Origin of the sequence: Bacillus sp. JJ1566, from assembly GCF_036962685.1 — a bacterium.
Lineage (GTDB): Bacteria > Bacillota > Bacilli > Bacillales > Bacillaceae_L > Ferdinandcohnia.
This window is the reverse complement of sequence record NZ_JBALOP010000032.1, coordinates 60221-76844: the sequence shown is the minus strand read 5'-3', so window position 1 is coordinate 76844 and position 16624 is coordinate 60221. Positions and strand designations below refer to the sequence as shown.

The window sequence follows — 16624 nt, the reverse complement described above, 5'->3', positions numbered from 1 at the left end:
GTCTCTGATAGCCTATCTCTAAGACAAAACGTAATAAAATATTAGGTGAACTGTCTCTGATAGCCTGTCTCAAAGACAAAACGTAATAAAATATTGAATGAAATGTTTCTGATAGCATGTCTCAGGGACAAACCGAAGTAAAATTTTCAATGAATTGTCTTTGATATCACACATATAAAATTCCCATCCCAGTTTTGCACTTATGTAACTTCCATGTAACTCCTCTCTTCTATAGTAAGAATAGAATTAAGATGACGTAAGGAGAGATAGTTGTGAGGTGGGAACTGGATTGGATCGCAAATCGGGCTCGACTATCACCTGATTCGATTGCTGTTGTAGACGGGGAAACGGGCAACCGCTTTACCTTTCAAGAATTAAATGACCGAGCGGAAAATATTGCCTGCTATTTCAAAACAATCGGAATCAAAAAGGGAGATCGGATTGCTCTGCTATCTCCAAATGATATAAGTTATTTCGATTTGCTTTTTGCTTGTGGGAAAATTGGGGCAATCTTTGTGCCCTTAAACTGGCGTTTATCAAGTGAAGAAATAGATTATATACTATCAAATTCATCACCAAGGCTAATAGCATTATCAAGTAACTTGGAGGGTTTACTGCAAAATACTACATCTAGGAAAATCGTAAAAATTGATTCGGAAGAGTATCATCGGGTTGCAAATGATTCAAGTAACACATATGAACAAGAGGAACTCATCCAAGAAGAGGACCCATTAGCAATCATTTATACAGGCGGAACAACAGGTAAACCAAAGGGAGTGGTCCTTTCCCATCAATCCATTATGTGGAATGGGTTAAATACAATCGTGAGCTGGAATTTATGTGCGGAAGATGTGACATTGACGTATATGCCGATGTTTCACACAGGTGGGCTCAATGCCTTATCAATTCCGATTTTAATGATGGGTGGAAAAGTTGTCATAGCTAAAAACTTTGAGCCCAATCAAGCGATCCAGATTATCAATCAAGAGGGGTGTACAGTCGTATTACTTGTTCCGACGATGTATCACATGATGGTTAACACCCCATCCTTCAAAGATGTAAATTTTCCAACAATGCATACATTTTTATCGGGTGGAGCACCATGTCCGCTCGAAATTTATCAGGCATTTGAAGAAAAGGGATTATCTTTTAAAGAAGGATATGGTCTAACAGAGGCTGGCCCAAACAATTTCTTTATCGATCCCAAAATTTCAAGATTTCGAAGAGGATCTGTGGGAAAGGCGATGTTTTATAATGATGTGAAAATTATTACTTCTGAAGGAAGAAAAGCAAAGGCTGGAGAAGTAGGAGAGCTATTAATTCGTGGGAAGCATGTATTTCACCATTACTGGAATAATCCAGATGCGACCAAGGAAGCGTACCATGATGGCTGGCTTCATACCGGCGATTTAGCAAGATGTGATGAGGAAGGCTACCACTATATTGTTGGTCGCAAGAAAGAAATGATCATTACTGGTGGGGAAAATGTTTATCCATTAGAGGTAGAACAATGCATTAGCAAGCATCAAGCGATTAATGAAGTTGCTGTTATTGGTGTGCCACATCAAAAATGGGGAGAAATGGTCATTGCTGTCGTCTCATTAATACCGGGCCATCAAGTTTCGAAGGTGGAATTAAAAGAGTACTGCCAAGCAAGGATTGGTAAATACAAAGTTCCGAAAGAGTTTATCTTTGTAGAAGATATACCAAAAACTCATGTTGGAAAGATTGATAAAAACCATTTGCAGAAAACATATGAAAATTTAGTTGGTTAATAGAATTGTGTCCGGTCATAAAATAATTAAATACGGTTAAAAACGACTACGACGACTATATTTGTAGTCGTTTTTTGTTGCATTTTTTAACAAAGAAAGATGTATAATCTTTCATTTTATAAATAAATTTATATTATAACCATAATGGTATTTTATTACTATATATTTTAGTAGGGAGATGAAAAACATGAATAATTAACTAATACTTTATACCTATCGTTCGTGTTTTATGCTTAAAGTTTGTAAAATCAATGTTTAATTTTCGTAAATTATATTGACCTGAAATATATTTACCAGTATTCTGTAAACGTACCAAATTATATCATTTCAATAAAGGGGAGAACGCTGTGAAAAAAGTCATAGTAAGGAAATTACTATCGATTTTATTTGTTTTTAGTTTAATAGTGCCTACTACTCTATTAAACTTTGCACCTGCTGCAAGTGCTGCAGAGGCAGCTGCCGAAGATTTATTCATCTCGGAATATGTTGAAGGTAGCAGTTTAAACAAAGCAATTGAAATTTATAATGGGACAGGTATTAGTACTGATTTAAGTCAATATTCACTTGAATTATATTCAAACGGTAGCAATTCACCAACTAATCGATTAAATTTATCTGGAACTTTGGAGAATGGTGACACCTATGTTATCTACCATAGAGATGCAGCTGAAGCGATTAAAAACGTTGGGGATTTAGAAAATTTATCTGTAATAAATTTTAATGGCGATGACGCGCTTGTTCTTAAACACCAAGATCAAGTAATTGACTCCTTAGGACAAGTTGGCACACGTATTAATAATTTAGCTGATGTTACTTTAGTAAGAAACAGTGATATTACAACTGGAGATACCAATCCAACTGATGCTTTTAATCCAAATGTAGAATGGACCAATTTAGGGAAAGATGTATTTTCTGATCTTGGAAAACATACCTTCGGAGATTCAAATCCAGGTGAACCAGATCCAGAACAACCAACTGTAATCAGCATTGCTGAAGCACGAACTCAAGGTTCTGGTAATGCAACAGTTAAAGGTATTGTAACTGCAAAATTAAAGAACACGCTTCACATCCAAGATGAGACGGCTGCAATTGCTGTTCGTCCAACCTCTTTAAATGTTCAACTCGGCGATGAAATCACTGTAAGTGGTTCCTTACAAGAATTTAGAGGATTATTACAATTAGATACTGCAACATTGATTGAAAAAACGGAGGCTAAAGGCATTCCAGCTCCAATTGAATTAGCAGGATCTGAAGTTAATGAAGAAAATGAATCTAAACTAGCTGTTATTAGAAAGGTCGAACTTACCTCTGTATCAAAAGGAAGTGGCTGGGCAAATTACACTGCTAAAGCAGAAGATGGTACTGAATTTTTAGTTCGAGATGAAAACGATACATTAGGATTAACTGTTGGAGCTACATATGATTCGATAACAGGTATTGTCCAACAGTTCGATACGGATTATCAAATCATTCCTCGTGGACAAGCGGATGTTGTAGTAGATGCAACAAAAGTTCAACCGGTAAGTGCATCTCATCCATCTGGAACAATTCCAGTGGGAACTCAAGTATCATTATCGACTACAACTGAGGGTGCAGAAATCTACTATACCACTGACGGTACTGAACCCACAGTTGACAATGGTAAAAAATATAGCACACCGATAACAGTTGACACAGACTTAGTAATCAAAGCGATTGCTGTAAAAGAAGGATTAACGACTAGTGAAGTAAAGGAATTTTCTTATCAAGTATTCGATGTTGAAAACATCAACATCCATGACATCCAAGGAGAATCCCATGAATCTCCTCTAAAAGGAATGAGTGTAGAAAATATTGAAGGTGTCGTAACCTATATTTACAAAATTGGTAGCAATAACTACTTTCATATGCAAACTCCAGATGATCAAAAGGATAACAATCCAAAGACATCTGAAGGTATCGTCGTTTTTACAGGGAACAAAGCAGCAAATGTGAAAGTAGGTAATTTAGTTAGCGTAACAGGTACAGTCGATGAATTTCAAATCGATGGCTATAATGATTCAAAACGTGACACAGACCTTTCTGTTACACAAATCGCTGCAAGAGAAGACCGCGGGGGTAAGGTATCAGTAATGGAACAAAATGTTACATTACCTGCACCTATAAAAATTACTAGCGACAAACTTCCAAACCTAGTAATTGATAATGATAGCTTTGGAAAGTTTGATCCAGAAGAAGATGCGATTGATTTCTGGGAAAGCGTAGAAGGTATGCTTGTTGAAGTAGGAACAGTTAAAGCTGTAGCACCTCAAGAGCATGGGGATTTAATTACTGTTCTAGAAGACAGACAAACTGATACAATCCATGGTGGTGTTTTATTAACCGAAGATAACGCTAATCCGGATCGTATCCAATTCAAAATGTACGATAATAATGCTGCTAGAAATTTCGAAGTAGCAACTGGGGACAAATTTACTGGACCAATCACAGGTGTGGTAAACTATGGTTTCCAAAACTATAAGATTTATGTTGACTTAGAAGTAATGCAAGAAAAATACGTAAAAGGTAATGCTAAACCTGAGACTACAACAATTGTTAAAGAGGAAGATAAGCTAACGATTGCGTCTTATAATCTAGAAAACTTCTCAAATAATACAAAAGAAACATCTGATGATAAAGCTCGAAAACTAGCAAGAGCATTTGTTCAAGATATGGAAAGCCCTGACATTATCGGCGTAACTGAAGTTCAAGATAACAATGGGCAAGGTGCAGGAGATTCAGCTGCAAATGAAAGCTATGAACGTTTGATTCAAGCGATTGTTACCGCTGGTGGCCCTAAATATGAATATTTAAACATTGACCCTATTAACAATGCAGATGGTGGGGCGCCAAATGCAAATATCCGTGTTGGATTCTTATACAATCCAGAGCGTGTATCCTTACCAGAAGGGATTCAAGCTGGTGATGCTACAACAGCAGTTGGTTATGAAAATGGTAAATTAACTCATAACCCAGGTCGTATTGACCCAACAAACGCTGCATTTAATAATAGTCGTAAACCATTGGCAGCACAATTTAGCTTCCAAGGTGAAGATGTTGTTGTTATTGTAAATCATTGGAACTCAAAATCGGGTGACACCCCATTATTCGGTTCAACACAACCGCCATTTTATGGTAGTGAGGAACAACGTATACAAATTGCGAATGTTGTTTATGACTTTGTAGAGGAAATAAAAGCCAAAAATCCAAATGCAAACATTGTATCTGTTGGTGATTTTAACGATTTCCAATTCACGCAGTCTCTTAAAATCCATGAAGGCGATTTAATGACAAATATGATTAACAAAGTGGATAAAGATGACCGCTATACCTATTTGTTCCAAGGAAACTCTCAAGTTTTAGACCATATTTTAGTTTCAAATAATTTAGTAGAGAAAACTAAAATTGATATTCTTCACATCAATGCAGATTTTACAGATATGGCTGGTCGTGCAAGTGACCATGATCCGGTAATGGTTCAAGTGGATTTAAAAGAAAATTTTGATTTAACTGTTTTGCATACAAACGATACACATGCTGCTTTAGACAATATGCCTAAAACGGTAACAGCAGTAAAAGAAGAAAGAGCAAAAGATCCAAATGCACTTCTTTTACATGCAGGGGATGCATTTACAGGAACATTGTATTTCAATGAGTTCCAAGGAGAAGCAGACTTGGCCATGATGAACTTGATGGGCTTTGATGCAATGACCTTTGGTAACCATGAATTTGATTTAGGTTCTTCAACTGAAGGGCATCAAAAATTAGTTGATTTTATAGAAGGTGCACAATTCCCATTCGTTAGTGCCAATGCTGATTTCTCGAAAGATGCTAAATTTAATGGAATTTTTAATGATTCCGTCGCATCAGACTATAAAAATGGTCAAATTTATAATGGAATCATCAAAGAAGTAAACGGTGAAAAAGTGGGTATCTTCGGTTTAACAACAGAAGAAACTAAAGATATTTCGAGCCCGGGATCTATCGAATTCGAAAACTATCTTGCAGCAGCAGAAAAAGCTGTAACAGCTTTGGAAGCAAAAGATGTTAATAAAATCATTGCATTAACTCACATCGGATTTGACGATAATGCTGCAGTTGATAACGACCTTTTACTTGCTGAAAAAGTAGAGGGTATTGATGTAATTGTAGGCGGACATAGCCATACGACATTAAAGGAACCAGTCGTTGTTGCAAAAGATGCAACACCAACAGTAATCGTTCAAACAGGTAATGCGAATAGCAACCTAGGTGTTCTAAATGTTGAGTTTGATGAAAATGGTATAGTAGTGACTCATGATGGTGGTTTAATTGCAATCGGCAGTCAAGTGGCAGATGCTGAAGCAGTAGAAATATTAGCACCATTCAAAGCACAGGTTGACAAAGTTGCTCAAGAAGAAATCGGCGTATCGACTCCTTTTGCCCTAGAAAACCCACGTACAAATGGTGATAATACAAAACCAAGCGTACGTAAGAACGAAACAATCTTAGGTAACTTAATTACTGACGGAATGCTTGCCAAAGCAAAATCATTCACAGGTAAAGATGTAATTATGGCATTACAAAACGGTGGTGGAATCCGCGCTGCTATCAATGAGGGCCCAATCACAACTGGTGAAGTAATTACAGTTCTCCCATTTGGTAATACGTTAGCTACGATGGAAGTTACAGGTGCTGAGCTTAAAGAAGCATTTGAAATCTCTGTAGGTAATTACCCAGCAGAAAATGGCGGCTTCTTACATGTAGCTGGCGGTAAAGTTAAATTTGATTCTACTAAACCAGCTGGAGAACGTGTTTTATCTGTAGCGTATCTAAATGAAAAAGGTAAATATATAGAGGTACAAGATAATAATACCTACACAGTTGCAACAAACGCATTCACAGCAAAAGGCGGAGACGGTTATGACGTATTTGCAAAGGCTTATGAAGAAGGTCGTGTAACTGATTTAGGACTTTCAGATTGGGAGAACTTCCGTGATCATTTAGTTAGCATCGGAAGCGAGGGAATTCCAACTGAAATTGAAGGCAGAATCGTTGATGTTTATACAACACCGGATGAAGAACCAGAAGAACCTCAAACTGTTGTTGTTACTCCAAAGGAAGAGAAAGGAAATAAATATGGAGTAGCTGCAAATGATTTAGGTGATTTAAAAGATAGAGCTACGGTTAGAGTTGAAGTTCCTGAAAAGAAAAATACAATTTTTGTATCTTTGAGTTCCGAGGCCGTTGCAAAGCTTAAAGAAGCAAATGCAACATTAGTAGTCTCTAATAATGTTAGCGAACTTCAAGTTCTTGCTGCTAACCTGCCTGACGGTAAAATTGAAATTAAAGTGCAGAACGACAATCGCAAGGGAGCTACAGATCCTTATGGCTTCACAATCAAATCTGAAGGTACAGGTTTTAGTAAGCTCAATTAAAGGTTATTTGTCGGAACCAAGAAAGTAAGAAACGGAATGAGAAAAACAATATAAGTTCAAAAAAGTAAGCAGTGAGAGAAAAAGCAATTGTTTTCCCTTACTGCTTTTTTTGCACCCTTTTTTCCAAAATTTGATTCACGTCAAAGTTTCGACTGCGGTTTCATATGATAATGAAAGTAACAAAAGGAGGTTGAAAATAATGGAACAGTATTTATTTTTAAGTGTTATAGGGATTATAACATTGGCTTTTGGGATTATATTAAAATCCAAAAAAGTATTCTTCTTTCAATTTGTCATTTTGCTTGTAATCTTTCTACTGAAAGACTCTATACAAGATTTACTCTATATCCCTTTATATGCCCTCCAAATCATTGTAACTTCGGTTGTACTTATTCGGTATAAAAAGGCAGTAGATCGAAACTATGCCCTTATTCTAGAAAAAACCCATAAAATCCCTCGTAATCTAACAAAAGGCGGTAGCCTTGGAAGTCAAACATCATTTTTTGAAATTGAACAGAATTAAAGGGATTTTTATAAAAAATGTTGAAATACTTTCTTAGAAAAGATAAGGGAGTTTTTCAAATGATTACGTATAATCTTCTAAAAGGAAAAAAGGTTGAACTAGTAAGAATTAAGGATGAGGATGTTCCTATAATAGTAACCTGGTATGAAGAACAGGAGTTTCTTAGAAATCTAGATACTTTGCCGTCTTTCCCAAAGCATCCATCTGACTTCAAGGATTGGGTAGAGCAGAAAAATGAGAAGGCATTCGTATTTGGTATTAAAGAAATAGCGACTAATAAATTAGTTGGCTTTGTGGACATTGACAGTATTATTTGGCCACATCGAAATGCATGGCTTGCAATCGCAATCGGTGATCCTGGTAACCGAAATCGTGGCATTGGGTATGAAGCCATGCAGCTTGTGTTAGATTTTGCCTTTCAGGAATTAAATCTCCACAGAATTCAATTAACCGTTTTTCAATATAATGAAAGAGCTATAGGTTTATATGAAAAATTGGGGTTTGTTAGGGAAGGAACTTCTAGGGAATTCTTAGAACGAGACGGAAAGCGTTTTGATATGTACTTTTATGGCCTTCTAAGGCATGAGTGGAATAAATAAAAACAATCCCCCCGGACGATTCGGGGGATTTTCAAATTTTACTGTTTTTCAAAGTTTAAATCCCAAATAATCCCGAATTGATCCTTTACTTTTGCATATCTAGCACCCCAAAAGGTATCCTGTAGCTCCATCAATACAGTTCCTTTTTCCTTTAAAGCATTATATGTTTTAGTTATCTCTTCTTCGTTTTCGAATTCGATTACGAGGGAGATATTGTTTCCAAAAGTAACCGTATGGTCGGGAGAGTCATCTGATACCATTATTAAGAAGCCATTTTTTTTGAATTTACCATGAATGAGTCGGTCATTTGCCCAGTCCTGATTCTCATAACCTGCTTTAGCGTATGTTTGTACATCCAAAATTTCACCATCAAAGATTTCCTTGTAATATTCCAGAGCTTCCTTTGCATTCCCATTAAACATTAAATACGGTGTTGCATTTCCTTTCATTCACAAAACACTCCTTTTTTAAAATTGCCAAATGCACTACTCTATGATTTCTTTTTCCTTAAGAAAACATACATGAATGATATTATATCCTACTAATTATTTCTCGAGAAATAATTGTCAAAATTTGTCTTGCTAAAAGTAGAGTAGTCACTTATTATTAAATGTAATTGCATATATTGATAGATTTTTAATTTAAATAACTACATATTGTGTTTTGCCTTGAGAAAAAGATGCCGTTAGGGCTTAATTGGGAATCTGGTGAAAATCCAGAACTGCCCCCGCAACTGTAAATGCTGACGAAATGAACAGGCCACTGTATAAGCTAACTTCAAGTAGGTACTTATATGGGAAGGGTTCAAAGTAGAGTGACGCATAAGTCAGGAGACCTGTCTTTTCTTTAGATGTTTCACCTTCTTCGGGGATTGGGAAGATGAAACGATGGCGACAGGTGGGGCTCTTTTTTCATGCACCCTTGATGTTATCGTTTCATCCGCTCAATTGACCTGAGCGGATTTTTTATGTTTTAGCAAATAAATAATAAGGAGAGAAATACATTGAATATCACAACACAGGGGGATTTGGATTCAGTCCTGCACTCGTTTGATTATGCAGAAAGCACCTATCAGCTCGACACAACCGAAATAAGAAACAAACTTCAAGGAATGAGTTTCTCTACAGTTGAAGCAAACCAACATGCTCTTTTTTATTCTTTAAACAAAATTGCCATGGATCAGCCAGATTGGACCTATTTAGCGGCTCATCTTTATTTAAATGAACTTTATGAAAAAGCTGCAACAAGTCGGAAGTACAATCGTGATCTAAAATACGGGAGTTTTCATGAGTTAATCAAGGAACTAACGAATAAAGGAATATATTCTAATGAAATAGTAAACTCCTATTCCGATGATGAGATTTTTGAACTAGAAAAGGTAATAGAACCCTCTAAAGATCATTTATTTACATACATCGGTTTATTTTTATTAGCAGACCGTTATCTTGCAAGAGATTATGAACGGAATATATATGAGCTTCCTCAGGAACGCTTCATGATCATTGCCATGACATTAATGCAGCATGAGAAAAAGGGAGTTCGGCTCGAATACGTCAAGGAAGCCTACTGGGCATTAAGTAATTTATATATGACCGTTGCGACTCCTACTTTATCAAATGCTGGCAAAAGCTTTGGTCAGTTGTCCTCTTGTTTTATAGATACAGTGGAAGACTCACTTGATGGCATTTATTTAAATAACTGGGATATTGCTAGACTATCAAAAGATGGAGGCGGGATAGGTGTCTATTATGGAAAGGTGCGTGCGTTAGGCTCTGATATCAAAAAATTTAAGGGGAATTCATCTGGTATTGTTCCATGGATTCGTCTAATCAATGATACAGCAGTAAGTGTTGATCAATTAGGACAACGCCAAGGAGCGATCGCGATATATCTCGATTTATTCCATAAAGATGTCATGAATGGTTTCCTCGATTTGAAGACGAATAATGGGGACGAACGCCGTAAAGCCCATGATATTTTTACAGGGGTAACCGTTCCGGATCTCTTTATGAAAAAGTTACAAGAGGTAGATGAAAATGGTAGAAGCATTGGAGAGTGGTACACCTTCTGTCCACATGAAGTAAAGCAAATCATGGGCTGGAAGGATGAAAACGGAACTCTATTAGGTCTTGAGGATTTTTACGATGATGAGGATGAAAAATATTTCACTGAAAAATATATGGAAGCAGTCAAACATCCGCTGTTACCTCGTAAATCCTATCGAGCAATGGATGTAATGGCTCGCATCATGATCGCTCAGTTAGAAACAGGGACACCGTATATGTTCTACCGTGATGAAGTAAACCGAAAGAATCCGAACAAACACCTTCTTGGAAAAGGTCGTACCGCGATTTTCTGCAGTAACTTATGCACAGAAATCGCACAAAACATGTCAGCAACGAGGATTACGAAGGAATATATTGATGATGAAGGAAATATCGTGATCATTCGAAAGCCTGGTGACTTTGTGGTTTGTAATCTTTCATCTATTAATTTGCCAAGGGCGGTTCAAGAGAATGTGCTTGAACGGTTAATACGGATTCAGGTTCGAATGCTTGATAATGTCGTCGATTTAAATACCATTTCTGTCAAACAAGCAGATATCACAAATAAAAGATTTCGCGCGGTTGGTTTAGGGACATTTGGTTGGCATCATCTTTTAGCACTCAAGGGTATTTATTGGGAATCAGATGAGGCCGTTCAATTTGCAGATGAATTGTACGAGGAAATTGCCTATTTCGCGATTCAATCTTCAATGGAGCTTGCAAAGGAAAAAGGGGCTTACTCGACATTTAAAGAATCTGAATGGGATACGGGAGCTTATTTTACCAGCAGAAAGTATACATCTGAACGATGGAACAAGCTTCAAGAAAATGTGTCTCAAAACGGAATGCGCAATGGGTGGCTAATGGCGGTAGCCCCTAATTCATCAACTGCTAAGATTGGTGGGTCTACCGACGGGATTGATCCAATTTACGCGGCTGAGTATGCGGAGGAGAAAAAGAATTTTAAGTTTAAAGTGACTGCGCCTGATATCAATCATAGGACGTATGAGTTTTACCGAAAAGCGCGCCATGAAGTCAATCAAATCTGGAGTATACGACAAAATGCTGCACGCCAGCGTCATATCGATCAGGGCATTAGCTTTAATCTATATGTCAGACATGATATTAAAGCAAAGGATCTCTTAGAGCTTCATTTAGAGTCTTGGAGACAAGGATTAAAAACGACTTATTATGTCAGAAGTACGTCCCAAGCAGAAATTGAAGAATGTGAACTATGTCATAGTTAAGGAGGAATAAGAACGATGTCAATCAATCAGCCATTAACAAAAATTAAATTATTTAATCCGGATTTTCCGAATAAATCAACAGGGATCATTAACGGGGAAACTTCAGGACTATTGAATTGGAATGATATTGCATATCCACAAATGTATACCTTGTATCAAACCTTGCTTTCGAATTTTTGGAAAGCACAAGAAATTAATATGCAGGATGACATCAAGCAATGGGATCAACTAAGCCCTATTGAGAAGGATGTGTTTTTACGAATTAACACACAGCTCGCATCATTAGATAGTCTGCAAACACCGACAATGAACCAAGTAATGGATTATGTAACAGATTCCAGCTTTAAGGCTATTTTCGCGGTTATTTCGCAGCAGGAAGCTGTTCATAATGAATCATATTCCTATATTTTGAGTTCACTTGTACCATTACATGAACAAAAAGAACGTTTTAATCAGGCAAAGGATGACCCAATTGTTCGAAAAAGAAATCAGGCAATCCTCAAAGCTTATGAGGGATTCAGGGAGCATCCTTCTCCAGAAAACTTGTTTAAGCTTGCAATCAATTCAATTAACCTAGAAGGAATCTATTTTTATGCAGGTTTTGCCTTTTTCTATAATCTTGCGAGACAACAAAAAATGCTGAAGACAAGTACGATGATTAGTTATATTCAAAGGGATGAAATGCAGCATGCGTATTTCATTGCTCAATTTGTACGAATCCTTTTATCAGAAAATCCGGAACTAAACACAGATGAAAATAAGGATTATGTCTATAAGGCAATTGGACAAGCAGTGGAGCTTGAAAAAGAGTGGGCACGATATATTTTAAAAGATATTGATGGAATTGATTTACGTGAATTTGAAGAATATGTAGAATATCTTGCTAACAAAAGGCTTCGGCAGCTTGGGTTTCAAAATTTATATGAAGAGAAAGATAACCCAATGCCGTGGATTCAGGTGTTTAGTGATGAAATGATGAATGATACGAAATCTGACTTTTTTGAACAAAAATCGCGAACCTATACGAAAGTATCCCAATCTAATGGATTTGATGAGCTGTAAGTATGAAAGTTGCGATAGTGTATTCATCGATTACAGGAAACACAGAGGAAGCAATAAAAATTATCAACAATTATATGAGAAGGCACACAAGCCTGTGCCATGTCTATCAAGTCGAACAGTTTCCGTTTTATCAATTGGAAACTTTTGATGTGATCGTTATTGGAACTTATACATGGGGTAATGGGGATATTCCTCATGAAATGATGCAGCTCTATCGTGCTTTTGAGAATAATTTTACAAAGGATATTGTCACAGGTGTAATTGGCACGGGTGACCAATGCTATCCCTATTTTTGTGGGGCTGTTGATGAATTCCGTGATATGCTCTATGTGCATTCGACTTTAGCAGCAACCTTAAAAATAGAGTTAATGCCACAACGTATAGATGAGCACCGGTTTAAGCGCTTTGCTGAGGTTATAATGGAACGAGTAAATAGTAACAAGGGTATCACTGTGTGAAAGTGATACCCTTTAAAAGTAATCAAAGCTTTTTGTTAAGGAACAATAGTGACTGGGCATGGAGCTTCATGTAAAACCTTATAGCTTACACTTCCAAGGATGGTTCCTTTAATGGCACCAAGTCCTCTATAACCCATTATGATTTGAACTGCCTTGCATTCTCTTGCTTCAGTGGTGATTTCAATTCCAGGATCACCAATTCTTAATTTTGTCTCAATCGGTATAGAGAAGTTCTTAGTTACTGCTAGTGCTTTGTCAAATGCAAATTTACTTTCTTCAATTTGATAAGCTTGGATTTGGTCTTGTTTAACAAAGCGTTTTACATTAGGAGTGTTATAGCTTGGTTGAACATTTAAGAGAATAATTTCTGAATTAGTTTCAACAGCTTGATTTAATGCGAATTGAACTGCTTTAATCGAATGTGCGGAACCATCAACAGGTACTAATAATCTAGTCATTTAAAAAGCCCCCTTAAATTGATAGGATTGATCAATATAAATGTTTAAAGCTATCAAAATGCATAGAATCAATCTCTACTTTAATTATAAATCTTTGTAAGTTTTTTTGTATAAAGTTAACGAAATTGTCAAAAGAATCAAGGGCAAACGTTTTATTTTGAAAAAATACCTTTCAACACCTTAGAAAATTCATTCGCTATAATAGGTATAATGGATAGTCCAAGAATGAATAGCCAATCATTGCCTGTAAGAAAATGTATTCCAAATATATGATTGAAAAATGGAATATAGACAAGTCCTACTTGAATGGCAATTCCAAGGCAAATCGCACCAATTAAGGATTTGTTTGTTAAAAGCCCGACCTTAAATATCGATTTCTTTTGACTTCTAAGGTTAAGGGAGTGGAACAATTGCGAAATACTTAGTGTAATAAAAGCCATTGTTTGAGCGTGAATTAATGCATCAGATGTAATGTTGCCATAATCGATTGAAAAGATAGAGCTTGCCCCGGAATAGAAACGTAAGCCTTCCACAAATGCAAATAATGTGATAAAACCGATAAGCAAACCATTTAATACGGTAAAACTTCCATTCCCCTTTGAAAATATACTTTCCTTCGGATCTCGCGGCTTTTCCTTCATAACATCAGGATCATCGGGATCCATCCCTAATGCAAGTGCAGGAAGGGTATCAGTAATCAGATTTACCCAAAGAATTTGTACGGCCGTTAGTGGAGCGGGTAAGCCAAGTAAAATACCAATGAATAAAGCAGTAATTTCCCCTAGATTACAAGAGAGTAAAAATAAAATGGATTTCTTGATATTTTGGTAGATATTTCTTCCATGCTCTACAGCTGATACAATGGTGGCGAAATTATCATCTGTTAGGATAATATCGGCTGCTCCTTTTGCGACGTCCGTACCTGTAATCCCCATTGCTACTCCCACATCTGCCTGCTTTAATGATGGAGCATCATTCACACCGTCACCAGTCATAGAGGCGATGTGTCCGTTATTTTTTAACGCTTTTACGATTCGCACCTTATGCTCGGGAGAAACCCGTGCAAATACTCGAACATTTTTCACCTTTTCTTGAAGCTCTAAGTCACTTAGTGCATGTAGTTGCTGGCCAGTCATTGTTTGTGCCACATCATCTGCTATTCCCAATTCTGATGCAATGGCTAGTGCTGTCTTTTGATGGTCACCGGTTATCATAACCGTTTGAATGCCTGCATCTTTACAATAGGCAATTGATGCTTTGACTTCCTCACGCGGAGGATCGATCATACCGACTAGTCCTAGGAAAATAAGCTCTGATTCTAAACGGCGATCGTGGCTTTCATTTTCTTGTACATTTTTCATAGTAACAGCAAGAACACGTAAGGCCTTGTCAGACATTCTTCCTGATGCTTCCTGAATTTTTTTTTCTTCTTCATCAGTAAACGGTACAACATTCCCATTCCTATAAATAGCTGTTACCCTTGGCAAAATGCTTTCCAATGCACCTTTCGTAAACGAAACAAAACTACCACCGTCTGTGTGAACAGTTGTCATCATTTTTCGTTCGGAGTCAAAGGGAAGTTCATAAATTCGTTTAAAGGCTATTTCAAGCGCCTCTTTGTGCAAGCCTTTATTCAACCCAGCTTGAACAAGGGCGATTTCAGTTGGGTCTCCTGTACTTTGGTCCTTAGAAACCCGAGCATCATTACATAATGTAATTCCTTGGAAAAATGGATGCTTTAGTGCGAAATCCTCAGGAATGTCACCTATGTTCTGATAACGATCATCGATAAATATGGTGGTTACTGTCATTTTGTTTTGCGTAAGTGTACCTGTTTTATCAGAGCAAATCACACTTACTGCACCTAGGGTTTCTACGGCAGGAAGCTTGCGGACGATGGCATGATGTTTAATCATCCGCCCCACACCCATGGCGAGCACAATCGTTACAATGGCAAGGAGGCCCTCTGGTATTGCTGCAACCGCCAAACTAACAGCAATGAGGAACATATCTAACGGTTCTCTACCTTGAAAGTAGCCAATAAAAAAGATGACAATTGAAACAAGGATTGCTCCTAACCCTAAAAATTTTCCCAATTCATCTAATTTCTTTTGAAGAGGGGTTGTTTCCTTTTCTTGCTGTCCTAGCATTTTAGCAATCTTTCCGATTTCCGTATTCATTCCAGTATTGACAACAACGCCAATACCTCTTCCATACGTCGAAAGAGTTGTCATAAAAGCCATATTCCTTTGGTCGCCTATTGAATCATCACGTCCCGATAGTAAAGATGCGTCTTTTTCAACTGGAACAGATTCACCTGTTAACGCAGATTCTTCGATTTGTAAATTTGCTGTTTCTACAAGGCGTAGATCCGCAGGGACATAGCGTCCAGCGTCTAAAATGATAATATCACCTGGAACAATTCCCTCAGATGGAATTTCCCTTAGGCTTCCGTTTCTTTTGACAATCGCTTTTGGAGTGGACATCTTTTTTAATTCTTCTAACGCTTTTTCAGCCTTTGACTCTTGAACAACCCCAATGACTGCATTGAGAAGGATGACAAATAAAATGATCGCAGCATCGGTTATTTCGCCAACAAAAGCTGAAATGACAGCTGCAGCAATAAGTATGTAGATTAACATGCTATTAATTTGATCCCAAAACATTTTCAAAATCGAAGCTTTTTCATGATCTTCAAATTGATTAGGACCAAACCTTCGAAGTCGTTCATCTGCTTTCCTTTCTGTAAGTCCTTTTTCAATATTTGTTGTAAGTTCCGTTTCTATATCGGTTATCGATTTTTTATACCAGTGTGACACTTATATCACTTCTTTCTAAAAAATATGTCCTTCTTTCTAATATATTGGAAGTCCCTTACAAAAATTATATCATCCTTAAAAATAGAAGAATGTTAACGTTCTTCGACATTTCTAAAATATGGATGAGGATACGACTCACCTGTTCGACAAACTTTTTGGTACAATTAGAGGATAAGAATGAAACGAATGACTCATCTCTTTAG

The 16624-nt window shown here is 37.0% G+C and carries 10 protein-coding genes and 1 riboswitch; of the genes, 7 read left to right on the top strand and 3 right to left on the bottom strand.

Features of this window, described 5'->3' with window-relative positions; all coding sequences use genetic code 11:
- The first annotated feature begins 272 nt into the window (after positions 1–272).
- The 4 genes from V7112_RS14025 to V7112_RS14010 all read left to right on the top strand — a co-directional run bounded on the left by V7112_RS14025 (position 273) and on the right by V7112_RS14010 (position 8332).
- The gene (locus V7112_RS14025) at positions 273–1775 is read left to right on the top strand and encodes an acyl-CoA synthetase (RefSeq protein ID WP_335420787.1); all 1503 of its coding nucleotides are present in this window, start codon (positions 273–275) and stop codon (positions 1773–1775) included.
- Positions 1776–2122: 347 nt separating this feature from the next.
- Entirely contained in the window at positions 2123–7210 is a 5088-nt protein-coding gene (locus V7112_RS14020) for a 5'-nucleotidase C-terminal domain-containing protein (protein WP_335420785.1), read from the top strand.
- A gap of 199 nt (positions 7211–7409) precedes the next feature.
- Complete coding sequence (locus tag V7112_RS14015; protein ID WP_335420783.1) at positions 7410–7733, top strand: hypothetical protein; 324 nt, start codon at positions 7410–7412, stop codon at positions 7731–7733.
- Positions 7734–7792: 59 nt separating this feature from the next.
- On the top strand, positions 7793–8332 hold the full coding sequence (locus V7112_RS14010) for a GNAT family N-acetyltransferase (protein WP_335420781.1): 540 nt from the start codon (positions 7793–7795) through the stop codon (positions 8330–8332).
- Positions 8333–8370: 38 nt separating this feature from the next.
- Here the strand turns inward: V7112_RS14010 and V7112_RS14005 are convergent, their stop codons facing one another.
- The gene (locus V7112_RS14005) at positions 8371–8781 is read right to left on the bottom strand and encodes a VOC family protein (protein ID WP_335420780.1); all 411 of its coding nucleotides are present in this window, start codon (positions 8779–8781) and stop codon (positions 8371–8373) included.
- Between the two features lie 211 nt (positions 8782–8992).
- Positions 8993–9189, top strand: a riboswitch (cobalamin riboswitch).
- A 152-nt stretch (positions 9190–9341) separates the two neighbouring features.
- On the opposite strand from V7112_RS14005, the gene V7112_RS14000 reads away from it, so the two are divergent.
- From V7112_RS14000 to V7112_RS13990, 3 genes are read left to right on the top strand one after another with little or no spacing between them, the layout of a single operon-like run.
- On the top strand, positions 9342–11624 hold the full coding sequence (locus V7112_RS14000) for a ribonucleoside-diphosphate reductase subunit alpha (protein WP_335420854.1): 2283 nt from the start codon (positions 9342–9344) through the stop codon (positions 11622–11624).
- A 15-nt stretch (positions 11625–11639) separates the two neighbouring features.
- Positions 11640–12686, top strand: coding sequence for a ribonucleotide-diphosphate reductase subunit beta (locus tag V7112_RS13995; RefSeq protein ID WP_335420777.1), 1047 nt, complete (start codon positions 11640–11642; stop codon positions 12684–12686).
- 2 nt (positions 12687–12688) lie between these two features.
- Complete coding sequence (locus tag V7112_RS13990) at positions 12689–13144, top strand: flavodoxin domain-containing protein (RefSeq protein WP_335420775.1); 456 nt, start codon at positions 12689–12691, stop codon at positions 13142–13144.
- Between the two features lie 35 nt (positions 13145–13179).
- Here the strand turns inward: V7112_RS13990 and V7112_RS13985 are convergent, their stop codons facing one another.
- Together V7112_RS13985 and V7112_RS13980 are read right to left on the bottom strand one after the other, a co-directional pair.
- Positions 13180–13602, bottom strand: coding sequence for a universal stress protein (locus V7112_RS13985; protein WP_335420773.1), 423 nt, complete (start codon positions 13600–13602; stop codon positions 13180–13182).
- Between the two features lie 152 nt (positions 13603–13754).
- The gene (locus V7112_RS13980) at positions 13755–16421 is read right to left on the bottom strand and encodes a cation-translocating P-type ATPase (protein ID WP_335420771.1); all 2667 of its coding nucleotides are present in this window, start codon (positions 16419–16421) and stop codon (positions 13755–13757) included.
- Positions 16422–16624: the final 203 nt, after the last annotated feature.

What these genes read in the sequence shown, in the direction of transcription:
- V7112_RS14015 (WP_335420783.1), top strand. Translation starts at nt 7,410, where the DNA reads ATGGAACAGTATTTATTTTTAAGTGTTATAGGGATTATAACATTGGCT.
- V7112_RS14010 (WP_335420781.1), top strand. Translation starts at nt 7,793, where the DNA reads ATGATTACGTATAATCTTCTAAAAGGAAAAAAGGTTGAACTAGTAAGA.
- V7112_RS14005 (WP_335420780.1), bottom strand. Translation starts at nt 8,781, where the DNA reads ATGAAAGGAAATGCAACACCGTATTTAATGTTTAATGGGAATGCAAAG.
- V7112_RS13995 (WP_335420777.1), top strand. Translation starts at nt 11,640, where the DNA reads ATGTCAATCAATCAGCCATTAACAAAAATTAAATTATTTAATCCGGAT.
- V7112_RS13990 (WP_335420775.1), top strand. Translation starts at nt 12,689, where the DNA reads ATGAAAGTTGCGATAGTGTATTCATCGATTACAGGAAACACAGAGGAA.
- V7112_RS13985 (WP_335420773.1), bottom strand. Translation starts at nt 13,602, where the DNA reads ATGACTAGATTATTAGTACCTGTTGATGGTTCCGCACATTCGATTAAA.